Genomic DNA, 21,458 nt, shown 5'->3' with positions numbered 1-21,458 from the left:
AACTGCAGAACCCCGAGGAGCACCTAAAGATGGCCCATGACGAACCCGTGATATCGCTCGATCTGCCCACCCCCGAGCTGTCGCCCGAAACCCGCGCCTACTTCGACAAATGCCAGGAAAAGTTGGGGCTGATTCCCAATGTGCTCGTCGCCTACGCCTTCGACGAGAAGAAGCTGCGCGCCTTCACCGACATGTACAACGACTTGATGCTGGGGGCCTCCGACCTCTCGAAGCTGGAGCGCGAGATGATCGCGGTCGTCGTCTCCTCGGCCAACCGCTGCCACTATTGCCTGGTCGCCCACGGGGCCGCCGTGCGCGAACTGTCCGGCGATCCCAAGCTGGGCGAGACGCTGGTCGCCAACTGGCGCTACGCCGCGCTGGACGAGCGCCAGCACGCCATGTGCGCCTATGTCTGGAAACTCACCCTCACGCCCTCGGAGATCACCGAGGCCGACAACCGTCCGCTGCACGATGCCGGCTTCACCGACCGCGCGATCTGGGACATCGCCAGCGTCGCCGCCTTCTTCAACATGACGAACCGCGTCGCCTCGGCAACCAAGATGCGCCCGAACGACGAATATTATGGGATGGCGCGCTAAGACCCGGCCCACTGCAATGGTGCATCTGATATCATCGGCACCATTGCCAGTTCGGCACTAAAGTTAACGTCGTATGGGAGACGGCCTGGTGGACATCCAGCAGCTCATCGAAAACGTCCTGTCGGAGGACCCCGACCTCTTCATCCCGGTCCTCGCGGGCTGCGCGATTATCCTGGGCGGCCTCGTCATCGGCATCCTGCGCGGCATGACGGGGGGCGTCATCGTGGCGCTCCTCTTCGGCGGGCTGATGACCGCTTCGCCGATCTTGGTCGGCAAGGCGGGCATGGCGGACGGCACCACCTCACGCGCGTCGACCGCCGCGGCCGACGCCGATGCCACGCCGCCGGTCACAGCCGCGGTGGCGCAAGGGGCGGCCGAGATGGCGCTCCTCAACGCGGAGGCGATCACCAGCCTGACCCGTGTCGTCAATTCCATGCGATTGGCGCTGGACGGGCTCGGCCAGGTTGTGGCACCTCAAGCCGGTGAAGACGGTGCGTCATCTGAGGTGGTGACCCTGTTCAGCGACAGCCTCGATGCCGCCGGCGACCAGCTCGACGAAGCTTCCCTGTCCCTCGACCAGATCAACCTCCTCAGGTCGCGCCTTCAGAGCGATCTGAACGAGCTGCAATCGGCGCTCGGCGGATCGGAGGATACCCCCGCCGCGGTCGATCCGATGGATGCTCCCGGCGGCGTCTCCCCGGCCACCGGCGCCCAGAACTAGGGAGACGAAGGCATGCAGCCTTTCACCACGCTGGAGGCGGTCGCCGCGCCCCTGCCGATGATCAACGTCGACACCGACATGATCATCCCGAAGAACTACCTGAAGACGATCAAGCGCACCGGCCTCGGCAAGGGCCTCTTCGCCGAGATCAGCCGCGACAAAGACGGCAATCCGGACCCCAACTTCCCGCTGAACAAGCCGCAATATCAGGCGGCCGAAATTCTCGTCGCCGGTGACAATTTCGGCTGCGGCTCCTCGCGCGAGCACGCCCCCTGGGCGCTGATCGACCGGGGCATCCGCTGCGTCATCTCGACCAGCTTCGCCGACATCTTCTACCAGAACTGCTTCAAGAACGGCCTTCTGCCGGTGAAGGTCACGCCGGAGGAGCTGGAGCGGCTGATGGCCCATGCCGAGCGCGGCGCCAACGCGACGCTGACGGTGGACCTGCCCAACCAGACCGTTTCGGGCGCCGACGGCGAGCCGATCCATTTCGACATCGACCAGGGCCTGAAGCACATGCTCGTCGAAGGCCTCGACGAGATCGGCCTGACGCTTCAGAAGGCGTCCAGCGTGTCGGCCCACGAAGGCAGGGTCGCCGAAGCCCGCCCCTGGATCTGATCCCTCCTGTACGACGAAAAAAGGCGCCCACCGGGCGCCTTTTTCTGTAGGTGGAGCGGGGTCACCCCCGCCGCCATTCTCAGCCCAGCAGGGCCTTGGCCTCGTCCGCCACCGCCTTCGCGGTGATGCCGAAGTGCTCGTAAAGCTCCTTGTAGGGGCCCGACGCGCCGAAGCCGGTCATGCCCACGAAGCCGCCCTTGCGCCCCACGAAGGCGTCCCAGCCCTGACGGATCGCCGCCTCGACCGCGACCTTGGCCGTGGCACCGCCGATGATCGAGTCGATATATTCCTCGTCCTGCTCGAAGAAGAGCTCGAAGCACGGCACGCTGACCACGTCCGCGGCGATGCCCTCGCCCGACAGCATCCGCCCCGCCTCGACCGCGATCTCGAGCTCCGACCCGCTGGCGTAGAGCGTGACCTCGGCCTTCGGCGCCGTCACCACCTTGTAGGCGCCGCGGCGCGAGCGGTTCTGCGTCGCCGGACCGGGCGACAGGACCGGCAGGTTCTGGCGCGTCAGGACGAGCACCGACGGCCCCTGATATTCGCACGCGATCTCCCACGCCTCCGCCGTCTCCACCGCGTCCGCCGGACGCAGGACGAGAAGGTTCGGGATCGCGCGAAGCGCCGCCAGGTGCTCCACCGGCTGGTGCGTCGGCCCGTCTTCGCCCAGACCGATGGAATCGTGCGTCATCACGTGGACGACGCGGATCCCCATCAGCGCCGCCAGCCGGATCGCCGGACGCGAATAGTCAGAGAAGCACAGGAAGGTGCCGCCATAGGGAAGCAGCCCGCCGTGCAGCGCCAGACCGTTCATGGCCGCCGCCATGCCGTGCTCGCGCACGCCCCAGTGGACGTAACGGCCGGCGAAGTCGCCCGGCGCGATCGGCGCCACGTGGTCGGTCTTGGTGTTGTTGGAGCCGGTGAGGTCGGCCGAACCGCCCACCGTCTCCGGCAGCACCGCATTCACCGTGTTGAGCGCCCGCTCGGAGGCTTTGCGCGTCGCCATCGCCGGCTTCTCGCTGAGGAGCTGGGTGCGCAGCCGCACCATCGCCGGGGCGAACTCGGACGGCATGTCGCCGCGCAGACGTCGGTCGAACTCGGCCCGCGCCTCGGCGTCCATCGCGTCGTAGCGGGTGCGCCACTCGCGGTGCGCCTGGGCCGACTTCAGCCCGGTGATGCGCCAGTTGTCGCGCACGTCCTCCGGCACCTCGAACGGGCCCGCGGTCCAGCCGAGCTGCGAGCGCGTCGCGGCCGCCTCAGCCGTGCCGAGCGGTGAGCCGTGGACGCCGGCCGTGCCCGCCTTGTTGGGCGAGCCGTAGCCGATGACCGTGCGCGCGGCGATCAAGGTCGGCTTGTCGGCCTGGGCCGCGCGGGTCAACGCGGCGTCGATGGCGTTGAAGTCGTGCCCGTCGATCCGCTCGGCGCGCCAGCCGGCGGCCTCGAAGCGGCGGATGACGTCGCCGGTCTCCGCGATGGAAGTCGGCCCGTCGATCGAAATCTCGTTGTCGTCGTAGATGACGGTGAGCTTCTTCAGGCGCATGTGCCCGGCGAGGGCGATCGCCTCGTGGCTGATGCCTTCCATCAGATCGCCGTCGGAGGCGAGCACGAAGGTGCGGTGGTCGACGATCTCGTCGCCGAACTGCGCGTTCAACAGCCGTTCGCCGAGCGCCATGCCGACCGCCGTCGCCAGCCCCTGGCCGAGCGGACCGGTCGTCGTCTCGATGCCTTTGCCGTGGCCATATTCGGGATGGCCCGCGGTCTTCGCGCCGAGCTGGCGGAACCGCTTCAACTCCTCGATCGGGAAATCTTCGTACCCGAGAAGGTGATAGAGCGAATAGAGCAGCATCGAGCCGTGACCCGCCGACAACACGAAGCGGTCGCGGTTGGCCCAGTCGGGATCGGCCGGGTCGATGCGGATATGCCGAGAGAACAGGGCCGTCACCAGGTCGGCGGCCCCCATGGGCAGGCCGGGATGTCCCGATTTGGCGGCTTCGACCGCGTCGATGGACAGCATACGCAGTGCGTTTGCCATCGGTTTGAGCTTGTCCACATCCACCATCAGAGACACTCGAAGGGCTTGGGTTTTTGTTGTTTGGGGCGCCCACATAGCGCACGAGTTGGGTTCGGCGCAAAACCCATCGCCAAATAAATCAATTTGTCCTGAGATGCAGGAGGACGGGAACATCGCTGGACTACGAACCAGTCAGGCTTTGGCCCGCCTCGAGGCGGCGCTCGTGCGCCTGGAAGCGGCGGCCGCGCTGAAGACGGATGCGGCCGGAACCGTCAACGCTCTGAGGGACGACAACGTGCGCCTGGAGCGGGACCGCGCGCAGCTCGCGGCCAAGCTCGACGACGCAGAAGCGCGGGCGGAACGGCTGCGTTTGGCCAATCAGGACGTGGCGGGGCGGCTCGTGAAGATCATGGAGCGGGTGCGCCGACTGTCCCCGCCCGGCGCGGCACCCGGCGACGAGGAGGGCCGGAGCTGAGCCAGGTTCGCGTCGAGATCGACGGCCACACCTATCGCATGTCGTGCGACCCCGGCGAGGAGCAGCGGGTCGAGGCGCTGGCGCGCGAGCTCGACAAGACGATTCGCACGCTGAAGGGCCGAATCGGTGAGATCGGCGACCGGCGAATCGCGGTGATGGCGGCGCTGACGGTGCTGGACCGGCTCGACATCGCCGAATCGCGCGTGGCCGAGCTGACGGAGCAGAACGCCCGCCTCGAGCGCGCGCGCGAGCGGGCGGCGCTGGCGGCGGAGGCGGACGACGAGCCGCTGATCGCGCGGATCGACGCGGCGACCGCGGCGATCGAGCGGCTGACGAGTGAAATCAACGCACAGGTGCGCACCGCCCAGTCGGACGGCGGCGAGCCGGAGGGGGCAAGCTTCAGCGCGGCGCAGCGCCACACCCCCGCCGCCCCGCCGATGGACGATCGCGCCGCCGAGACCCCTCCGGCGCAGAGCGGCGCCCTCAACCGCCGTCCCGGCGAAGAGGGGCCCGACGGCCCCGGCACCGTCCCCGGCTTCGCCCGCCGCCGCTGAGGCCGGTTGAGGCCTCTGCCGCAAAGGCGGGGCGCCGGTTGCCAGACACTGCCGACATCGCGGCGCGGCGGGCGCAGGAAACCCACCGCGGAGCCAGCGCGAATGGCGGTTCCATCACGGCCCTAACACTACGTGCCCGCGCGGCGGATCACCCGCGGGACCGCCCCCTCTAGCGGCGAGCGACGTGGCCAGCGCGCGACACAGCCAGCCCGCGACATGGGCGCCGCGCGACACGGGCGGCGCGGCTGGCGTCAGCGGGCGGCTTCCAGGAGCCGCACGCATTCGATCAGGTCGGCGAGGATCGCACTGGGATCCTCGGTTGGGCGCAGCGGTGTCGTCGGGCCGGGGCGGCCGCGGTGCTGGACCAGCGCGTCGGCGGGGATGGCGCGGGACGGCGCGCCGCTCTCGGGCGCCGGCTCGGTCTCGATCTCGCCCAGCAGCGCCCAGCCGCGCCGTGCGATCGCCTTGGACTTGCCCGCACGCAGATAGCCCATCACCTCGCGAAAAGAGCGGCCCTCGCCGTAAAGTAGCTCGGCGCATCCGGCGATGAGCGCGGCGTCTGCGGGCCGGTAGAGCCTGCGCCGCCCCTCGGCGATCGCGTGGACTCCCGGCAGGCGCGCTTCGAGATAGGTCAGAACCGAAGCGGGAACGCCGACCTCGTCGGCAAGCCGCTCCGCGTCGACGAGCCCCCGCCCCTCGCCCGCCTCCCGCTCCGCGGCATGGGCGTCTGCCTTTTCAGCCTGCGCCGACCGGGCCGGCGCAGCGACCGCCTCCGCCCGCTCCACCTGTTCACGCGCGGTGCCGCCCGACGGAGGTCGCGCGCCGCCGGAGCCGGCCGCAGACGGCGCGCGGCGCTGCGGCGGCGGCATGCGCTCTGCCCCCACCGTGCCCGCGGCCATGTCGGCGCGCGCCCCGGGGCGCGGACTTGCGCTGCGGTGCGTCACCGGCGACGCCCCCGCGATGTCGCGCTCCTCGGTAGGCCGGGTGGACGGATCGCGCCGGACCCGTTCGCCGGGCGCCGCCGCAGCGGCCCCGCGAGCGGACACCTCGGCAGCGGAGGCATGAGTTGCCGGCCGGGGCGGCGCGGCGTGAGCTCCGCTCGAACGGCGCACATGGGAATGGGACGCGCCGGAGGGCGGCGCGGCAGCGCGCTGCGCTGTGGATTGCGGTGGGTTGAACCGGGGTGGTGCGGCCTGCGCGGCCGTTGCGTGCGGCGCGGCGGCGTGCGGGGCCGCATCGGGCGCCGCCGGGCGGGTCGCCCTGTGACCTGGCGGCACGATGGGGCGCGCCCCCGCCTGAGGACGCGCCGAGCGGCGATAGAAGTCGGCGCCCTGCGGCCCGTCGTCGTGGATCAGGTCTGACATCGCGCGCCTCCCGCCTCGGCCGCAGCCGTCAGAGGCGGCGCCAGAGTTCAGTTGGAGGCGTGCTCGTTAATATATCGCTTCAAGACGTCGCTCGGACGGAAGGTGACGACGGCGCGTTGCTCGATCGGCACCTCCTCGCCGGTCTTAGGATTACGGCCGAGGCGTTCCTTCTTCTGGCGCACCTCAAAGGCGCCGAAGGACGACATGCGCACCGACTCGCCGCGCTCCAGCGCCGACACGATTTCCTCGATGATCTGGTCGATCAACTCAGCCGCCTCTGCACGCGAAACGTTCACCTTGCTGCACACAGCATTGGCAAGGTCCGCGCGGGTAATCGTGCGTCCCATAGCTCCCCGATCACAATTTTTCGGCGGCGGACGGCCCAGTCGGGTCCGCTGACCGCTCTCTTTGTTACAGACAGGTAAGCTAGATTGCTCTCTATCGCCCGGTCAACGGATTGTCGCAGACCCAGCCATAAAGTTTGAGACTCGGGGGGTTAGCCGCTCTACCAGCGGACCAGAACGGCACCCCAGGTGAAGCCGCCGCCCATCGCCTCCAGGAGCACGACGTCGCCGCGCTTGATGCGCCCGTCCTCGGCCGCGGCGGCCAGCGCCAGCGGGATGGAGGCGGCCGAGGTGTTGCCGTGCTTCTGCACGGTCAAGATCACCTTCTCCGGCGCGATGCCCAGCTTCTTGGCACTGGAGTCGATGATCCGCTTGTTGGCCTGGTGCGGAACGAACCAGTCGATATCGTCGGCGCTCATCTCCGCCTTGGCGAAGACGTCTTCCACCACGTCCACCGTCGCGGAGACGGCGAATCGGAAGACCTCCTGGCCGCGCATCCGAAGATGGCCCACCGTTTGGGTGGAGGACGGCCCACCGTCGACGTAGAGCTTGTCCTTGTGCGCCCCGTCCGAGCGCAGGCACGCCGCGATCAGTCCGCGCGGCTTGTCGGTCCCTGCGCCTTCCGCGGCTTCCAGAACCACGGCCCCCGCCCCGTCCCCGAACAGGACGCATGTGGTGCGGTCCTCCCAGTCGAGGATCCGCGAGAAGGTCTCGGCACCGATCACCAAGGCGCGCTTTGCGAGGCCTTGGGCGATCAGCGCGTCCGCAGTCGTCATCGCGAAGACGAAGCCGGAGCACACGGCGGCCACGTCGAAGGCGGCGCCGCGGGTGATGCCGAGCCGGTGCTGCACGGAGACCGCGGTGGAGGGGAAGGTGTTGTCCGGCGTCGCGGTGGCGAGCACGATGAGGTCGATGTCGTCCGGCGTCAGCCCGGCATCGCCGAGCGCCGCGCGGGCGGCCCGCTCGGCGAGGTCGGAGGTGCATTCACCGTCCGCGGCGATGCGGCGCTCCTCGATCCCGGTGCGCGAGACGATCCACTCGTCCGACGTGTCGACCATGGCGGCGAGGTCGGCGTTGGTGAGGACGCGCGCAGGCAGCGCGGATCCGACGCCGGCGATGCGGGTCGCCGGCGGGCGGAGCGTGTCGTTCTGCATCCGGTGCGCAGCCCCTTCGGCGTATTGGTCAACCCGCGTTTGCAAGCTCTTTGCTCTCCGTCAGTGCGGCCAGGTCCGAGGTGATGCGTGCTTGCAGGTCGTTGCGGACCATGTCGTGCGCGAGTTCAACCGCGCTCGCAAACCCATACTCGTCCGTGCCGCCGTGGCTTTTGATTACGAGCCCGTTCAGGCCCAGGAACACCGCACCGTTAATCTTGCGCGGGTCCATCTTGTCGCGCAATCGGGCAAATGCCGGTTTTGCGAGCACATACCCAATTCGCGCCCGCAGTGTACGCCCGATGGACATGCGCAGATATTCGGCAAGCTGACGCGCCGTCCCCTCGGCCGTCTTCAGCGCGATATTGCCGGAAAAACCCTCGGCCACCACCACGTCCACCGCGCCTTTGCCGATGTCGTCGCCCTCGACGAAGCCTTCGTAGCGCATGTGGGGGAAGGTTCCGGCGCGCAGGATGGCGCCCGCCTCGCGCACCTCCTCCAGGCCCTTCACCTCTTCCTCGCCCACGTTGAGGAGGCCCACCTTCGGCTTGTCGATGCCGAATACGGCGCGCGACATCGCCGCGCCCAGGAGCGCGTGGGCGACGAGATTGTCGGTGTCGTGGCCGATCGAGGCGCCGACGTCGAGGACGATGGATTCGCCGCGGATCGTCGGCCAGATCGCCGCCAGCGCCGGACGGTCGACGCCCGGCATGCCGCGCAGGCAGAACTTCGCCATCGCCATCAGCGCGCCGGTATTGCCGGCCGACACGGTGGCCGCAGAGGTGCCGGACTTCACCGACTCCAGCGCCTGCCACATGGACGAGACGCGCCGACCCATGCGCAGCGCCTGGCTCGGCTTGGCATCCATCGGCACCGAAACGTCGGTGTGGTGGATGGTGACGCGGTCCTTCAGCGTGGGGTGTTTGGCGACTTCGGCTTCCAGCGCCGCGCGGTCACCGAACAGCTCGAACACGAGGTTCGGGCAGCGCAGCAGCGCGACCGCGAGGCCGGGGATCACCATGGACGCCCCCTTGTCTCCGCCCATGGCGTCGATGGCCAATCGGATCTCGCCTGTGGTCATGGGATCTGGTTCGCTGCCTTGCTTGTGCCGCCATCGGGGCGGCGCGTGCCTCTGAGATACGTCGTGCCGCTTTTGAAGCGGTGCGGCGCGTGAGGGAAGTGGCCCCTCGAAAAAATCCTCACGACGGTTTGTTCTTCAACGCGGCGAGGGCGGCGAAGGGGGACGGATCGTCCTCGCCGGTGTCCTCTTCCACGGCCTCGAACTCCACGCCGGGTGCCCGCGGATAGGGGTCGAGCCCCAGCGCGAAATGCTCCAGAGCGATGGCACCGACGTCCACCTCGTGGGTGTCCATCCGCTCCGGCGGGTCCGGCTGGTCGGGGTCGACGACGATGTCTTCGGACTCCACCACGTCCGGGTGAAGGCGGCGCTCGAAGCGTTCCTCCACCGCGCCGGGCACAGGCTCCAGCGTGACGACGCAGGCCTGGGAAACGGTGCCGCGGACGACGCCTTCCACGCGCACGCCGTCGCCGCGCCAGGGTTTGACGCTCACCTCGGCGGTCAGGCTGTCGATGGCGAGAATGTCGAGCGCTTCGGCCAGGGCAGCGCACTCCTCCGCGCTCGCCTCGATGGACAGCGTCTTCCCCTCCCCCAGCCGGTTGACGTTGACGGGGCGGGACAGGCGGGCAGTCATTGAACGGTCTCCCGTTGGAGGGTGTCGGCTCCGGCACCGGTGCGGCCGATCGGCGCGAAGGCGGCCGGGTCGGGGAAGTGCGGCGTCGCGGTCAGGTGGTCCGGGGCCATCGCGCAGAGGGCGGTGAAATAGTCGGCCAGGGCGAAGGCTTCGGGCGAATCGAGTCTGTCCGGCGTGTCGAGAACGTTGCGGGCGGCCGCGGCGGCGAGCGCTCGGCGATCCCCCAAGGCAGCGAGATAGGCCTCATACCGGCCGTAGAATGCGGCGCCCATCTTCTTCATCTTCTTCGGTACGGCGATATCGCTCACACCGATCGTGCGCAGGTTCTGATCCATGTCGCTCAGGAAATGATCGAACAGGGCCTGGCCGTCCACCCCTATCCCGCTGTCCCCGCGGATGGCGTTGATAAACGGGGTGATGTGGAGAACGATCATCTCGAATCGTCCGTCGAGCGTGTCCGAAACGCCATAATGTGTGTAAAAGACGGGCGACCGCGCCTGCGTGACGGCCGCTTCATAGAGGTGCCGCACCGCAGGATCGGCCTTGTTGCGGAAGAAGAAGCGAAGCATGGCACAGAACCCCTTACGCGCCTCAGATAAGATGGGTGCGCGGCGTTTCGAGGTGAAGTCGCTCGTCGCCGTCGCTGCGATGTGTGTTGCCTTATCGGCCTGCGCCATGGGTGAAGAGTTCACCCGCGGCCAGAAAATCACCCAGGACCAGCTCGAGCAGGTGCCTGTGGGATCCTCCAAGGAGCAAGCCCTCCTCGCCCTCGGCACGCCGACCACCACCGGCCTCGCGGGTGGAGAGGCCTTGTACTACATCTCGCAGACCGCGGGGCGAAACTTCGCCTTCCAAAAAACCGCCGTGCGCGATCGGCGCATTCTCGTCGTCTATCTGGACGACAATTCGCGGGTCCGCGAAGTCGCCGAATATGGCCTCAAGGACGGCAAGGTGTTCGACTATTTGTCGCGCAAGACCCGCACGTCGGGCCAGGACCTCGCCTTCCTCTCCCAGGTTCTCGCCGGCCTCGCCAATCCGAGCCTCTAGCGCCTGAACCGGCAGCGTCACCGGTCGCCCCTTCCGCGGGCCGCGCCGCCCGTCGCCCTGCGTGGACGGGGACGCGCCGCGTGCGGAAGCGTATTCGCGTGCCGGTCGCGGGAACGAACCTGATTAGGCCCACGTTGTTGTAAGCATAACGGACACCGCGAGGCTCGCAGCGTCCGTAACGCAATTCAATGTGGAGAGAAATCATGACCAAGGCTCTGATGGCTGCTCTTCTGGCCACGACGATGGGCGCCGGGATGACCGCAGCACCGGCGGCCGCTCAGGTCTCCATCCAGTTCGGCACCGACAACGGTTACGACAACAACGACTACCGTCACGACCGCCGCGACGCCCAGCTCGACGCCAAGGAAAATCGCGTCGCCTCCGAGGGGCAGCGCCGCGCCGATTACATGGCGTCGAAAGGAAATTACGAGGCGGCGAACAATATCGAGCGCCGATATGACCGCAAACTCGACCGGATCGACGAGCAGCAACGCCGCAACGACTACCGCCACGACCGTCGCGACGATTCGGGCTTCACGATCAACCTGAACTAACCCGCGCCCCCGCGGGAGGGTTCCCCGAGAGACGGGCCGCGCACTCCGGTGCGCGGCCCTTTTTCGTGCGTTGGATCAGACGCCCTGATGCGCCAGCACCGCGAGAAGCAGCAGCGCCACGATGTTGGTGATCTTGATCATCGGGTTCACCGCAGGCCCGGCCGTGTCCTTGTAGGGATCACCCACGGTGTCGCCGGTTACAGAGGCCTTGTGCGCATCCGACCCCTTGAGGTGCTTCACCCCGTCGCGGTCGACGAAGCCGTCCTCGAACGACTTCTTGGCATTGTCCCAGGCGCCGCCGCCGGCCGTCATCGAGATTGCCACGAACAGCCCGGTGATGATGACGCCGAGCAGCATCGCCCCCGTCGCCGCGAAGGCCTGCCCCTTTCCGGCGATCGCGTTGATGAGGAAGAAGACCACGATCGGCGACAGCACCGGGAGCAGCGACGGGACGATCATCTCGCGGATCGCCGCCTTGGTGAGCATGTCCACCGCGCGCCCATAATCGGGCCGGTCCTTGCCCTCCATGATTCCCGGCTTCTCGCGGAACTGGCGCCGCACCTCCTCGACCACCGCGCCGGCCGCCCGGCCCACCGCCGTCATCGCGATGCCGCCGAACAGGAACGGCAGCAGCCCGCCGAAGAACAGCCCCACCACCACGTACGGGTTCGCGAGGGAGAAGTTCAGCGTCTCGGCCGTCAGCCCGGCGAAGTAGGGATATTGGTCGGAGTGGGCGATGAAATATTTCAGGTCCTCCGTGTAGGCCGCGAAGAGAACCAGAGCGCCGAGGCCGGCCGAGCCGATCGCGTAGCCCTTCGTCACCGCCTTGGTGGTGTTGCCGACCGCGTCCAGCGCGTCGGTCGTGGCACGCACGTCGGCCGGAAGATCGGCCATCTCGGCGATGCCGCCGGCGTTGTCCGTCACCGGCCCGAAGGCGTCCAGCGCCACAACCATACCGGCAAGGGCCAGCATCGTCGTCACCGCAATGGCGATGCCGAAAAGCCCCGCCATGGAATAGGTAAAAATTATGCCGGCGATGATCACCAGCGCCGGAAGCGCCGTCGCCTCCAGCGAAACGGCCAGACCCTGGATGACGTTGGTGCCGTGCCCGGTCACCGACGCCTGGCTGATCGAGCGCACCGGGCGATAGCCGACGCCGGTATAATACTCGGTGATCCAGACGATCAGCCCGGTGATGACGAGCCCGGCCACGCCGCAGAGATAAAGCGAGAAGGGCGTGAAGGTGAGCGCGGGTTCTGCCGCCTGCGCCGTCGCCGCTGCCATCGCGTCACCGGCCGCGGCCACCGCCTCCGTTCCGCCGACCGACATCACCGTCGAGAACGAACCGAACACCAGATACGTCACCGGAGCGAGGATTATGAGCGACAGGACCGCCGTCGCGATGAACCCCTTGTAGAGCGCGCCCATGATGTTGGTGCCGCCGCCCAGCTTCACGAAGAAGGTTCCGGCGATGGAGGTCAGAACGCACGCCCCGCCGATCGCCAGCGGGTAGAGCATCGTCGCGGCGAGGTGATCGGTCCCGGCGAAATAGATCGCCGCGAGCACCATGGTGGCGACGATCGTCACTGCGTAGGTCTCGAAGAGGTCGGCCGCCATGCCGGCGCAGTCGCCCACGTTGTCGCCCACATTGTCGGCGATGGTGGCCGGGTTGCGCGGGTCGTCCTCCGGGATGCCCGCCTCGACCTTGCCGACGAGATCACCGCCGACGTCCGCGCCTTTGGTGAAGATACCGCCGCCGAGCCGCGCGAAGATGGAGATCAGCGAGGCGCCGAACCCGAGCGCCACGAGCGCGTCCACCACCGTGCGCGAGGTCGGATCGATCCCCATCACCCCGGTCAGCACGAAGAAGTAGACCGCGACCCCCAGAAGGGCGAGACCGGCGACCAGCAGGCCCGTGACCGCGCCCGACTTGAAGGCGATGTCGAGCCCGCCCTGGAGCGACTGCGAGGCGGCCTGCGCGGTGCGCACGTTGGCACGGACCGAGACCAGCATGCCGATATAGCCGGCGACGCCCGACAGCACCGCACCGATGGCGAAGCCGACGGCGACCAGCGCCCCGAGGAGCCAGAAGACGAGCGCGAAGATGACCACGCCGACCACCGCGATGGTCATATATTGGCGCGAGAGATAGGCCGAAGCGCCTTCCTGAATGGCGCCGGCGATCTCCTGCATGCGCGGCGATCCGGCGGGGGCGGCGATCAGCGAGCGGATCGCCCAGGCGCCATAGGCGAGCGAGACGAGCCCGCACGCGATGACGATCAGTGTGGGGTTCATTGTTCCTCCAGCGTGCGGCCCCTCGTTGGGGGCCGCATCTCTTGTCGTTGCCGCTGGAGTAAAGCGGTCGTCAGCCCATCAGGCAAGCTTATCGGTGCGGCGCCCCTGCCCCACGAAGGTCCAAATCCCCAACACAACCAGAGGGCAAGCGACGAGGCCGAGCAGCACCCAGTTGATCGGCGCCCAGCCCGCCGTGTGGAACAGCGCGCCCGACGACAGCGAGGTCAGCGCCACCATCCCGAAGACGATGAAGTCGTTGGCGGCCTGGGTGCGCGCCCGCTCTTCCGGCCGCTGCGCCTGGGTCAACATGGCCGTGCCGCCGATGAAGCCGAAGTTCCAGCCGAGCCCCAGAAGGATCAGCGCCACGTAGAAATGGCCGAGCTCGATGCCGGCGAGCGCCGTGCCCCCCGCCGCCAGCAGCAGCACCAGGCCGATGGCCGCGATCACCTCCGCCCCGAAGCGAGAAATCAGACTGCCGGTGATGAAGCTCGGCGCGAACATGGCGATCACGTGCCACTGGATGCCGAAGGCGGCATCGTCCGTGTCGAACCCGCAGGCCAGCATGGCGAGCGGGGCCGCCGTCATCATCAGGCTCATCACCCCGTAGGAGACGAGGGCCACCATGATGGCGAGCTGCACTTTGGGGTCGGCGAGGATCTGGCGCATCGGCCGCCCGCCCGCCTTCGCGGTGCCCGAAGCCGCAGCATCCGGCGCGCGGTAGAAGGAGAGGATCGCGACCGCCACAAGCGCCAGCACCGCCTGGGCGAGATAGGCTCCGGCGAAGGCCGTGGGGGCGAACATGTCGCGCGTCGCGATCACCGTCTGCGGGCCGATGATGCCGGCGAGCAGCCCGCCCGCCAGCACGTAGGAGATGGCGCGCGGCCGGAAGGTGTCGCTCGCCCCCTCCGCCGCGGCGAAGCGGTATTGCTGCACGAAGGCGAACGAGAAGCCGCCGCAGAAGGTGCCGACGCAGTAGAGCGGGAAGCTGTCCGCCATGATCGCCCCGAAGGCGACGAGGCCGCCGATGGAGGCGATCAGCGCCCCCAGCATGAAGCCCGCGCGCCGGCCGATGCGGCCCATCAGCATCGCCGCCGGAATGGTGCCGCAGGCGGTGCCGACGATCATCGTCGAGACCGCGAGGGTTGCGAGATAGGAGCTGGAGCCCAGCAGCGACACGCCGACGAGGCCGCCGAGCGAGATGGTGATGGAGGTAAGCGCGCCGCCCATGGCCTGAGCGAGCGCAAGGACGAGCGCATTGCGCCGCGCGAGGCGATCGTGTGGTTGCATACCCGTCCGCATACGCCCCGCACCCGGCTGCGGCAACATGGCACGCCGCCGCTATTGGTGCGGCCTATGCCCACCGCCCTGAAGGCACCACCCGCAACGCGAAAGGGGCGCCCGCGAGCGCCCCTTGGTTGAGGTCGGGCCGAGGCCGCTTATTTTGGGCGGCGACCCTGCGCCAGCATCGTCATTTCGGGGATCATCGTCCCCACGCTGACGTCTTCGAAACCGGCCGCCGGAAGCGCCGTCTCCAGCCACCCCGTGTCGAGCGAGCGGGCCTCGGGCGTGAACGCCGTATGCTGGAGCTGCCACAGCGCGGCGAGCTTCGGCCCCGTGCGGTCCGCGTCGACGATGAAGTCGTGGATCAGAAGCCGCCCGCCCGGCGCCAGATGGTCGAAGGCGCGGGCGATCAGCCCCTCGTGCGCCTCGCCCGGCACGCCGGAGAAGAGATAGGACATCAACACGATGTCGTTGTTCTTCGGCCAGATGTCCTCGCGCCCGTCACCCTCGACATAGCGGATGCGGCTCGCAAGGTTCGCCTGCTTGACGTACTGCTTGCCGAGTGAGGCGACGTTCGGGAAGTCGACGATCGTCGCCGTGAGCTGCGGGTTCTTCTGACACAGCGTGATGGCGAAGGCGCCCGTGCCGCCGCCGACGTCGAGCATCGTCTTGGCGTCCGACAGGTCGGTCTTGCGGGCGAGCTGCCGCGCCGGGCCGAGCGAGCCTGCATGCTGGCTCTCCGAATAGAGCTTGGCCTGTGCCGGGTCGGAGAACCAATCGGCGTACGAGCCGGTCTCCTCGTCGGACAGGCGGTTCTCCAGCGCCGCCTCGATCTGGTTCATCAGCGGGTACATCTGCTGGCCCACCTGCAAGCGCAGATAGTCCGAGAAGTCGTACTTGGCGCCCTTCACGAGGAAGGCGTCCGCCGCCGGCGAGTTCGCAAACCGCCCGTCATCGGCAGAGACGAGGCCGAGCCCCGCCAGCGCCGTGAGCAGCATTTCGGCCCGGTCGGGCTCGAGGGCGGTTTTGCCTGCGATGTCCTCGGCGGTCATAGGCCCGCTGGACAGGAGGGTGAACACGTCCGACTCCAGCGCTGCGAACAGCGCCTTCGATCCCATGTAGCCGAAAGCGATTTCCGAAATTTCGTCTGCCTGCGTGAGAACGCCCATGCCGATCCTTCAAGGTTGATTACGCTTGATTTAGGATAACATGTCGCTGCGGATTTCAACCGCTTGGCCGGCATGACCGGCTGGACAGTCGACAATATGACGTTGCAAGTGGGGTCTGCCGCTCCAGATTCGGTGCGCGGGAGGGAATGATATGTCGGGCTTAATGATGCCGTCGGCCAACCAGGAGATCATGGCGCGCCGGGCTGAAATCGTTGCGGCATTGCGCGAAATCGTCCCCGGTGAAGGCACGGTCGACGACGAAACCGGCATGCGAACCTACGAGAGCGATGCCTTGACCATGTACCGGCAGATGCCCTTCGTCGTGGTGCTGCCGGAAACCGTCGAACAAGTCGCGGCCGTCCTGAAATATTGCCACGAGAACGGCATCCGCGTGGTGCCGCGCGGCGCCGGCACGTCGCTCTCCGGCGGCGCCCTCCCCCTCGCCGACGCCGTGCTCATCTCCATGATGCGGTTCAACCGCATCCTCGACATCGACTTCGACAACCGCACCGCCACCGTGCAGCCGGGCGTCACCAACCTCGCGATCACCCAGGCGGTGAGCCACGAAGGGTTCTACTACGCGCCGGACCCCTCCTCGCAGATCGCCTGCTCCATCGGCGGCAACATCGCGGAAAATTCCGGCGGCGTGCACAGCCTGAAATACGGCCTCACCACCAACAACGTGCTGGGGCTCGAGATCGTCACCATCGAAGGCGAGGTGATGCGATTCGGCGGCAAGCACCTCGATTCGGAGGGTTACGACTGGCTCGCCTTCATGATCGGCTCGGAGGGCCTTCTCGGCGTCGTCACCGAGGTGACGGTGCGGATCCTGCGCTCGCCGGAGACCGCGCGCGCCGTGCTCGTCGGCTTCCCTGATGCGGAGGATGCCGGGCGCGCCGTCGCCGCGATCATCGGCGCGGGAATCATCCCCGGCGGCATGGAAATGATGGACAAGCCCGCCATTCACGCCGCCGAGGCCTTCGTCCACGCAGGCTACCCGCTCGACGTCGAGGCGCTGCTGATCGTCGAGCTGGACGGGCCTCAGGTGGAGGTGGACCACCTCATCGAGCGGGTGGAAACCATCTGCCGGACCTTCGGCTGCACCACCTCGCGCGTGTCCCAATCGGAGGAGGAGCGCGCCACATTCTGGGCCGGGCGCAAGGCCGCCTTCCCCGCCGTCGGCCGGATCTCGCGCGACTACATGTGCATGGACGGCACGATCCCGCGGCGCGAGCTGCCGCGCGTGCTGAAGGGGATGCAGGAGCTGTCGCAGAAGCACGGCCTGCGCGTCGCCAACGTGTTCCACGCCGGTGACGGCAACCTTCATCCGCTGATCCTGTTCGACGCCAACGCCCCCGGCGAGACGGAGCGGGCCGAGGCGTTCGGCGCCGACATCCTGAAGCTGTGCGTCGAAGTCGGCGGCTGCCTGACCGGCGAGCACGGCGTCGGCGTCGAGAAGCGCGACCTGATGGGCGAGATGTTCACCGAGGACGACCTGAAGCAGCAGCAGCGCGTGAAGTGCGCCTTCGACCCGCAGCATCTTCTGAACCCTGGAAAGGTGTTTCCGACACTTCACCGCTGCGCCGAGCTGGGCAAGATGCACGTCCATCACGGCAAGCTGCCCTTCCCGGACATTCCGAGGTTTTGATGCGCTCCCTCTTCGCCGCGGCCTTCATGGCCGCGTCCCTCGCGGCCTCGGCTCCCGCCCTCGCTCAGGCTCCCTCCGGCCACGACGGCGAATCGAGCCCGTTCAAAACCGCCGCCCGCTTCATCGAGAATTGCGACGCGCGACCCGGTGCGGACGGCGAGCGGCCGCCGGAGAATTATGCGTGCCTCTCCTACATGGCCGGGCTGATCGAGGGGTATGGCGTCGGCGCGTTCGCCAACGGCAACCGCGCCCCCTACTGCCTGCCCCGGCCGGTGACGCTGGTCGAGATGATGGACATGATGGCCGTCGCCATCGAGCGCGGGGTGCCGGGCGAGACGCCGACCGCCGTCGTGCTGCACAACATCCTGGCCGTCACCTTCCCCTGCGCGCCCGATGCCGAAGACGCACCCGGCGCGACTGACACACCCGACGCGCCGGATCAGGACGCCGGGAACGGAGCCACGGCCCAGTGACGACGACGCTTACCCCCACCAGCGCGGCCGAGGTGGAGGACTACATCAAGTCCGCACTGGCACGCGCCGAGCCGGTCGAGGTCATCGGCGGCGGCACGAAAAGGGCGATCAGCCCGGCCACGCAGACCGCGCATGTGTTGGACCTGTCCGCCTTCTCCGGCATCGTCAGCTACGAGCCGGAGGAGCTGATCCTCACGGTGAGGCCCGGCACCACCATGGCGGAGCTGTCGGAGGCGCTCTCCGCTGCCAACCAGATGCTCGCCTTCGAGCCGCCGGACTTCGTTCCCCTGCTGGGCGGCACCGGAGCGGCCACGTTCGGCGGCGCCTTCGGCACCAATTTTGCCGGGCCGCGCCGCCTGACCGCGGGCGCCGTGCGCGACCATATGCTGGGCATCGCCGCCGTCTCCGGCCGGGGCGAGAGCTTCAAGGCCGGCGGCAAGGTGGTGAAGAACGTCACCGGCTACGACCTTGCGCGCGCGCTCTGCGGCTCGTGGGGGACGCTCGCCGTCGCCACCGAGATGACGGTGAAGGTGCTCCCCCGGCCCGAAATGGAGATCAGCCTCACCCTCGCCGGGTTGACGCCGCAGGACGCCGTCGCGGCCATGTCCCGCGCCCTCGGCGCGCCGACGGACGTCTCGAGCGCCGCGCATCTGCCGGCCGACATCGCCGCCCCGGTGTTGGGTGCCGATGCCGCACGCACCCTCGTCCGCCTGGAAGGATTCGGCCCCTCGGTGGAGGCGCGGGCCGCCGCGCTCACCGCGCTCTTCGCCGGGCACGAGGTCGGCCGGCTCGACCCTGCGCAGTCCGCGGCCGCCTGGAAGGCGATCCGCGACGTGACGCCCTTCGTCGGCACCTCCGGCCCCGTCTGGCGCATCTCCGTCGCGCCGACGGCCGGCCCAACGATCCTCGCCGCCGCACCCGCCGGCAGCCGCGCCTTCATGGACTGGGCGGGTGGCCTCGTTTGGGTGGAGGCTCCGGCGAGCGGTGACGGCGGGGGCGCGGTCCTGCGCGCGGCAATCGCGGCGGCGGGCGGAGGCCATGCCACGCTCGTGCGGGCCCCTTCGGCTGTGCGCGCAGAAACCGCGACGTTCCATAATGCCGCGGCTAATGTTAAGGCTCTCACACAGCGCCTCAGGGCCGCGTTCGACCCGCAATCGATTCTCAACCCCGGACGTCTCGCACGCTCCTGAGGCAGGCGGGACGCGGCTGACCATGGTGCATGCATGATGCTCTTACGAAGCCGCAACGTTCAGCCGCGTTCGGTCGTTGATGACGAGATGAGCGACAACGAGCCCTCCGGGCGCTCCGGGCCGAGCGTCCCTTCGTCCGGCCGCACTGTGCGCAAGCCGGCCCGTAAGCGCGCCCCCAAAAGCGCGGCTCCGGCGTCATCACCGCCCGTCTCCCCAGCGAAGGCCCCGCCGCCCGAAAACCGGCACCACATCCCCGAGACGGGCGGCCATCGCGAGCCGCCGCCGCATCCGGTCGCCGAGGCCGCTGCCGCCGCCGACGCGGCGCGCAAGGCCGAGCGGTCGTCGCGCGCCGGCAGCCGCACGGGCGCAGCGTCGGCGCGTGGGGAGCCTCGCATCGAGTCCGCCGGCACCTGGGACAAGCCGGGCATGGTCAACGCGAAGCTGATCTACTCGATCTACCTCGTCGCCCCGGCACTGCCGATCGCGGCGTTGCTCGGCTTCGGCCTCGCCTACTGGGCGCAGCGCCGTCAGCCGCCGGCGTGGCTCCACTCGCACTACACCTACCAGATCCGCACCTTCTGGGGCATCGCGGCGGGCTATCTTGCCACCGTGCTCCTCGCCTTCGCGGGTGGTAATGTCATCATCTACCCGCTCGTCGCGGTGTGGCTGGTCGCGCGCGCCGTCCACGGCGTCGTGCGCGCCGCCCGCGCCGAGCCGATCGACGACCCGGACGCCTTCCTGGTCTAAGTGTCCCCTGGCCGCTTGCCGCGGCCGCCAACCGATAGCGTCAGAACCATGCAGACCCACTTTTCTCCGGAGCAGCTCGAAGATCCGGCGATCCGTACGGCCGACGACATCTTGCGCGCCTGCGTCCACTGCGGGTTCTGTACCGCCACGTGCCCGACCTTCGTGCTGTTGGGGGACGAGCGTGATTCGCCGCGCGGGCGGATCTATCTCATCAAGGAGATGCTGGAGGGCGGGCGCGCGGCCACCGCCGCGGACGTGACCCACATCGACCGCTGCCTGTCCTGTCTCTCGTGCATGACGACATGCCCGTCCGGCGTCCACTACATGCACCTGATCGACCACGCCCGCGCCCACGTCGAGGCCACCTATCGGCGGCCGTTGTCTGACCGGCTTCTGCGCCGCATGCTGGCGCTCATTCTGCCCTATCCGCGGCGGATGCGCCTTGCGCTGCGCCTGTCGGCCCTGGCGCGGCCCCTCGCCGGTGTGCTGGCCCCTAAGGCGGCGACCCCCGCCGTGCGCCCCTCTTCCCCCAACGCCATGAACGCCGAGAACCGGGCGATGAAGCCGGCGATGCCCGCCGCGGTGAACGCGGCCCGCACCACCGCGCCTGTGCCGAGCTTCCTCTCCCGCGTCGGGGCGATGCTGTCGCTCGCCCCGGCCACGCTGCCCGCCCCCGGCAACGACCAGCGCCCCGCCCTCCACGCCGCGTCCGGCCCGCGCAAGAAGCGCGTCGCCCTCCTCACAGGCTGCGCCCAGAGCGTCCTCGCCCCGTCGATCAACGCGGCCACCATCCGCCTCCTCAACCGCGCCGGGGTGGAGGTGGTGCAGCCGGCCGGCGAGGGCTGCTGCGGCGCCCTCGTCCACCACATGGGCCGCGAGCATGACGCGCTGGCCTCGGCGAAGGCCAACGTCGCCGCCTGGTATGGCGAGATGGAGAAAGGCGGGCTCGACGCCATCGTCATCACCGCCTCCGGCTGCGGCACGACCATCAAAGACTACGGCTTCATGCTGCAAGGCGACCCCGAGTGGGCCGAGCGTGCCGCCGCGGTCTCCGCGCTCGCCAAGGACGTGACCGAGTTCGTCGCCACGCTGGACCTCGGTGCGCCGGTGCGCCGCAGCGACACCGTCGTTGCCTACCACTCCGCCTGCTCCATGCAGCACGGCCAGAAGATCCGCACCGAGCCCAAGCGCCTGCTGACGGCGGCCGGCTTCACCATCAAGGACGTGCCCGAGGGGCATCTGTGCTGCGGTTCGGCGGGCACCTACAACATCATGCAGCCCGGCATCGCCGCCCGCCTGCGGGAGAGGAAGCTCGCCAACATCGGGCTGACCAAGGCCGAGATCGTCGCCACCGGCAACATCGGCTGCATGACGCAGCTTGCCGGCGAGCGTCCGGTGATCCACACCGCCGAGCTGCTGGACTGGGCCTATGGCGGCCCGCTCCCGGCCAACGCCGCCGGGGTCCTCGCCGAAACCACCCCGGAAGCGGCCTGACCCGGCGCCCC

22 protein-coding genes are annotated in these 21,458 nt (G+C 68.7%); 12 read left to right on the top strand and 10 right to left on the bottom strand.

What is annotated here, in order from left to right; all coding sequences use genetic code 11:
* Positions 1-29: 29 nt before the first annotated feature.
* From BIX52_RS10230 to leuD, 3 genes are all read left to right on the top strand, one after another.
* Entirely contained in the window at positions 30-599 is a 570-nt protein-coding gene (locus tag BIX52_RS10230; protein ID WP_075220967.1) for a peroxidase-related enzyme, read from the top strand.
* A 73-nt stretch (positions 600-672) separates the two neighbouring features.
* Positions 673-1,320 (top strand): hypothetical protein, encoded by a 648-nt coding sequence (locus BIX52_RS10225; protein ID WP_075220966.1) that lies wholly within the window; start codon positions 673-675, stop codon positions 1,318-1,320.
* A gap of 12 nt (positions 1,321-1,332) precedes the next feature.
* On the top strand, positions 1,333-1,938 hold the full coding sequence (gene leuD, locus BIX52_RS10220; RefSeq protein ID WP_075220965.1) for a 3-isopropylmalate dehydratase small subunit: 606 nt from the start codon (positions 1,333-1,335) through the stop codon (positions 1,936-1,938).
* Positions 1,939-2,017: 79 nt separating this feature from the next.
* On the opposite strand, the gene tkt is transcribed toward leuD, so the two are convergent.
* Positions 2,018-3,997, bottom strand: a complete 1,980-nt coding sequence (gene tkt / locus BIX52_RS10215) for a transketolase (RefSeq protein WP_075220964.1) — start codon at positions 3,995-3,997, stop codon at positions 2,018-2,020.
* A 151-nt stretch (positions 3,998-4,148) separates the two neighbouring features.
* On the opposite strand from tkt, the gene BIX52_RS10210 reads away from it, so the two are divergent.
* On the top strand, positions 4,149-4,424 hold the full coding sequence (locus BIX52_RS10210; protein ID WP_208990394.1) for a DUF4164 family protein: 276 nt from the start codon (positions 4,149-4,151) through the stop codon (positions 4,422-4,424).
* Entirely contained in the window at positions 4,421-4,978 is a 558-nt protein-coding gene (locus BIX52_RS10205) for a cell division protein ZapA (protein WP_342743829.1), read from the top strand. The genes BIX52_RS10210 and BIX52_RS10205 overlap by 4 nt, the downstream gene beginning before the upstream one ends.
* A gap of 251 nt (positions 4,979-5,229) precedes the next feature.
* On the opposite strand, the gene BIX52_RS10200 is transcribed toward BIX52_RS10205, so the two are convergent.
* From BIX52_RS10200 to BIX52_RS10175, 6 genes are all read right to left on the bottom strand, one after another.
* Positions 5,230-5,877 carry a MerR family transcriptional regulator gene (locus tag BIX52_RS10200; RefSeq protein WP_075220961.1) on the bottom strand — a complete coding sequence of 216 codons (648 nt, stop codon included), beginning with the start codon at positions 5,875-5,877 and terminating at the stop codon, positions 5,230-5,232.
* Between the two features lie 512 nt (positions 5,878-6,389).
* Entirely contained in the window at positions 6,390-6,689 is a 300-nt protein-coding gene (locus tag BIX52_RS10195) for an integration host factor subunit alpha (RefSeq protein WP_075220960.1), read from the bottom strand.
* A gap of 158 nt (positions 6,690-6,847) precedes the next feature.
* Positions 6,848-7,840, bottom strand: a complete 993-nt coding sequence (locus BIX52_RS10190; RefSeq protein WP_075220959.1) for a beta-ketoacyl-ACP synthase III — start codon at positions 7,838-7,840, stop codon at positions 6,848-6,850.
* 28 nt (positions 7,841-7,868) lie between these two features.
* Entirely contained in the window at positions 7,869-8,918 is a 1,050-nt protein-coding gene (gene plsX / locus BIX52_RS10185) for a phosphate acyltransferase PlsX (protein ID WP_075220958.1), read from the bottom strand.
* A 118-nt stretch (positions 8,919-9,036) separates the two neighbouring features.
* The gene (locus BIX52_RS10180; RefSeq protein ID WP_075220957.1) at positions 9,037-9,549 is read right to left on the bottom strand and encodes a YceD family protein; all 513 of its coding nucleotides are present in this window, start codon (positions 9,547-9,549) and stop codon (positions 9,037-9,039) included.
* The gene (locus BIX52_RS10175; RefSeq protein WP_083660158.1) at positions 9,546-10,226 is read right to left on the bottom strand and encodes a ubiquinol-cytochrome C chaperone family protein; all 681 of its coding nucleotides are present in this window, start codon (positions 10,224-10,226) and stop codon (positions 9,546-9,548) included. The genes BIX52_RS10180 and BIX52_RS10175 overlap by 4 nt, the downstream gene beginning before the upstream one ends.
* Here BIX52_RS10175 and BIX52_RS10170 point away from each other — a divergent pair.
* Together BIX52_RS10170 and BIX52_RS10165 are read left to right on the top strand one after the other, a co-directional pair.
* Entirely contained in the window at positions 10,225-10,596 is a 372-nt protein-coding gene (locus BIX52_RS10170) for an outer membrane protein assembly factor BamE (protein ID WP_205647796.1), read from the top strand. The two genes, BIX52_RS10175 and BIX52_RS10170, sit on opposite strands and share 2 nt — an antisense overlap.
* Before the next feature lie 203 nt (positions 10,597-10,799).
* The gene (locus tag BIX52_RS10165) at positions 10,800-11,150 is read left to right on the top strand and encodes a hypothetical protein (RefSeq protein ID WP_075220954.1); all 351 of its coding nucleotides are present in this window, start codon (positions 10,800-10,802) and stop codon (positions 11,148-11,150) included.
* A 75-nt stretch (positions 11,151-11,225) separates the two neighbouring features.
* Here the strand turns inward: BIX52_RS10165 and BIX52_RS10160 are convergent, their stop codons facing one another.
* The 3 genes from BIX52_RS10160 to BIX52_RS10150 all read right to left on the bottom strand — a co-directional run bounded on the left by BIX52_RS10160 (position 11,226) and on the right by BIX52_RS10150 (position 15,895).
* The gene (locus tag BIX52_RS10160; protein WP_075220953.1) at positions 11,226-13,445 is read right to left on the bottom strand and encodes a sodium-translocating pyrophosphatase; all 2,220 of its coding nucleotides are present in this window, start codon (positions 13,443-13,445) and stop codon (positions 11,226-11,228) included.
* A 78-nt stretch (positions 13,446-13,523) separates the two neighbouring features.
* A complete protein-coding gene (locus BIX52_RS10155; protein WP_211098173.1) occupies positions 13,524-14,732 on the bottom strand; it encodes an MFS transporter in 1,209 nt (402 codons plus the stop codon).
* 149 nt (positions 14,733-14,881) lie between these two features.
* Positions 14,882-15,895, bottom strand: coding sequence for a methyltransferase (locus BIX52_RS10150; RefSeq protein WP_075220951.1), 1,014 nt, complete (start codon positions 15,893-15,895; stop codon positions 14,882-14,884).
* A 151-nt stretch (positions 15,896-16,046) separates the two neighbouring features.
* Between BIX52_RS10150 and BIX52_RS10145 the strand changes: the two genes are divergently transcribed.
* From BIX52_RS10145 to BIX52_RS10125, 5 genes are read left to right on the top strand one after another with little or no spacing between them, the layout of a single operon-like run.
* The gene (locus BIX52_RS10145) at positions 16,047-17,543 is read left to right on the top strand and encodes an FAD-linked oxidase C-terminal domain-containing protein (RefSeq protein WP_075220950.1); all 1,497 of its coding nucleotides are present in this window, start codon (positions 16,047-16,049) and stop codon (positions 17,541-17,543) included.
* On the top strand, positions 17,543-18,016 hold the full coding sequence (locus BIX52_RS10140) for a Rap1a/Tai family immunity protein (RefSeq protein ID WP_075220949.1): 474 nt from the start codon (positions 17,543-17,545) through the stop codon (positions 18,014-18,016). Before BIX52_RS10145 ends, BIX52_RS10140 begins: the two co-directional genes overlap by 1 nt.
* A complete protein-coding gene (glcE, locus tag BIX52_RS10135) occupies positions 18,013-19,206 on the top strand; it encodes a glycolate oxidase subunit GlcE (RefSeq protein WP_075220948.1) in 1,194 nt (397 codons plus the stop codon). The genes BIX52_RS10140 and glcE overlap by 4 nt, the downstream gene beginning before the upstream one ends.
* A 33-nt stretch (positions 19,207-19,239) precedes the next feature.
* Positions 19,240-19,953: a DUF4870 family protein gene (locus tag BIX52_RS22445; RefSeq protein ID WP_139312750.1), complete on the top strand. Its 714-nt coding sequence runs from the start codon at positions 19,240-19,242 to the stop codon at positions 19,951-19,953.
* A gap of 48 nt (positions 19,954-20,001) precedes the next feature.
* On the top strand, positions 20,002-21,447 hold the full coding sequence (locus tag BIX52_RS10125; protein WP_075220947.1) for a heterodisulfide reductase-related iron-sulfur binding cluster: 1,446 nt from the start codon (positions 20,002-20,004) through the stop codon (positions 21,445-21,447).
* The last annotated feature ends 11 nt before the right edge of the window (positions 21,448-21,458 follow it).

This window comes from Acuticoccus yangtzensis (assembly GCF_001927245.1).
GTDB lineage: Bacteria > Pseudomonadota > Alphaproteobacteria > Rhizobiales > Amorphaceae > Acuticoccus > Acuticoccus yangtzensis.
This window is presented reverse-complemented; position numbering and strand designations above follow the sequence as displayed.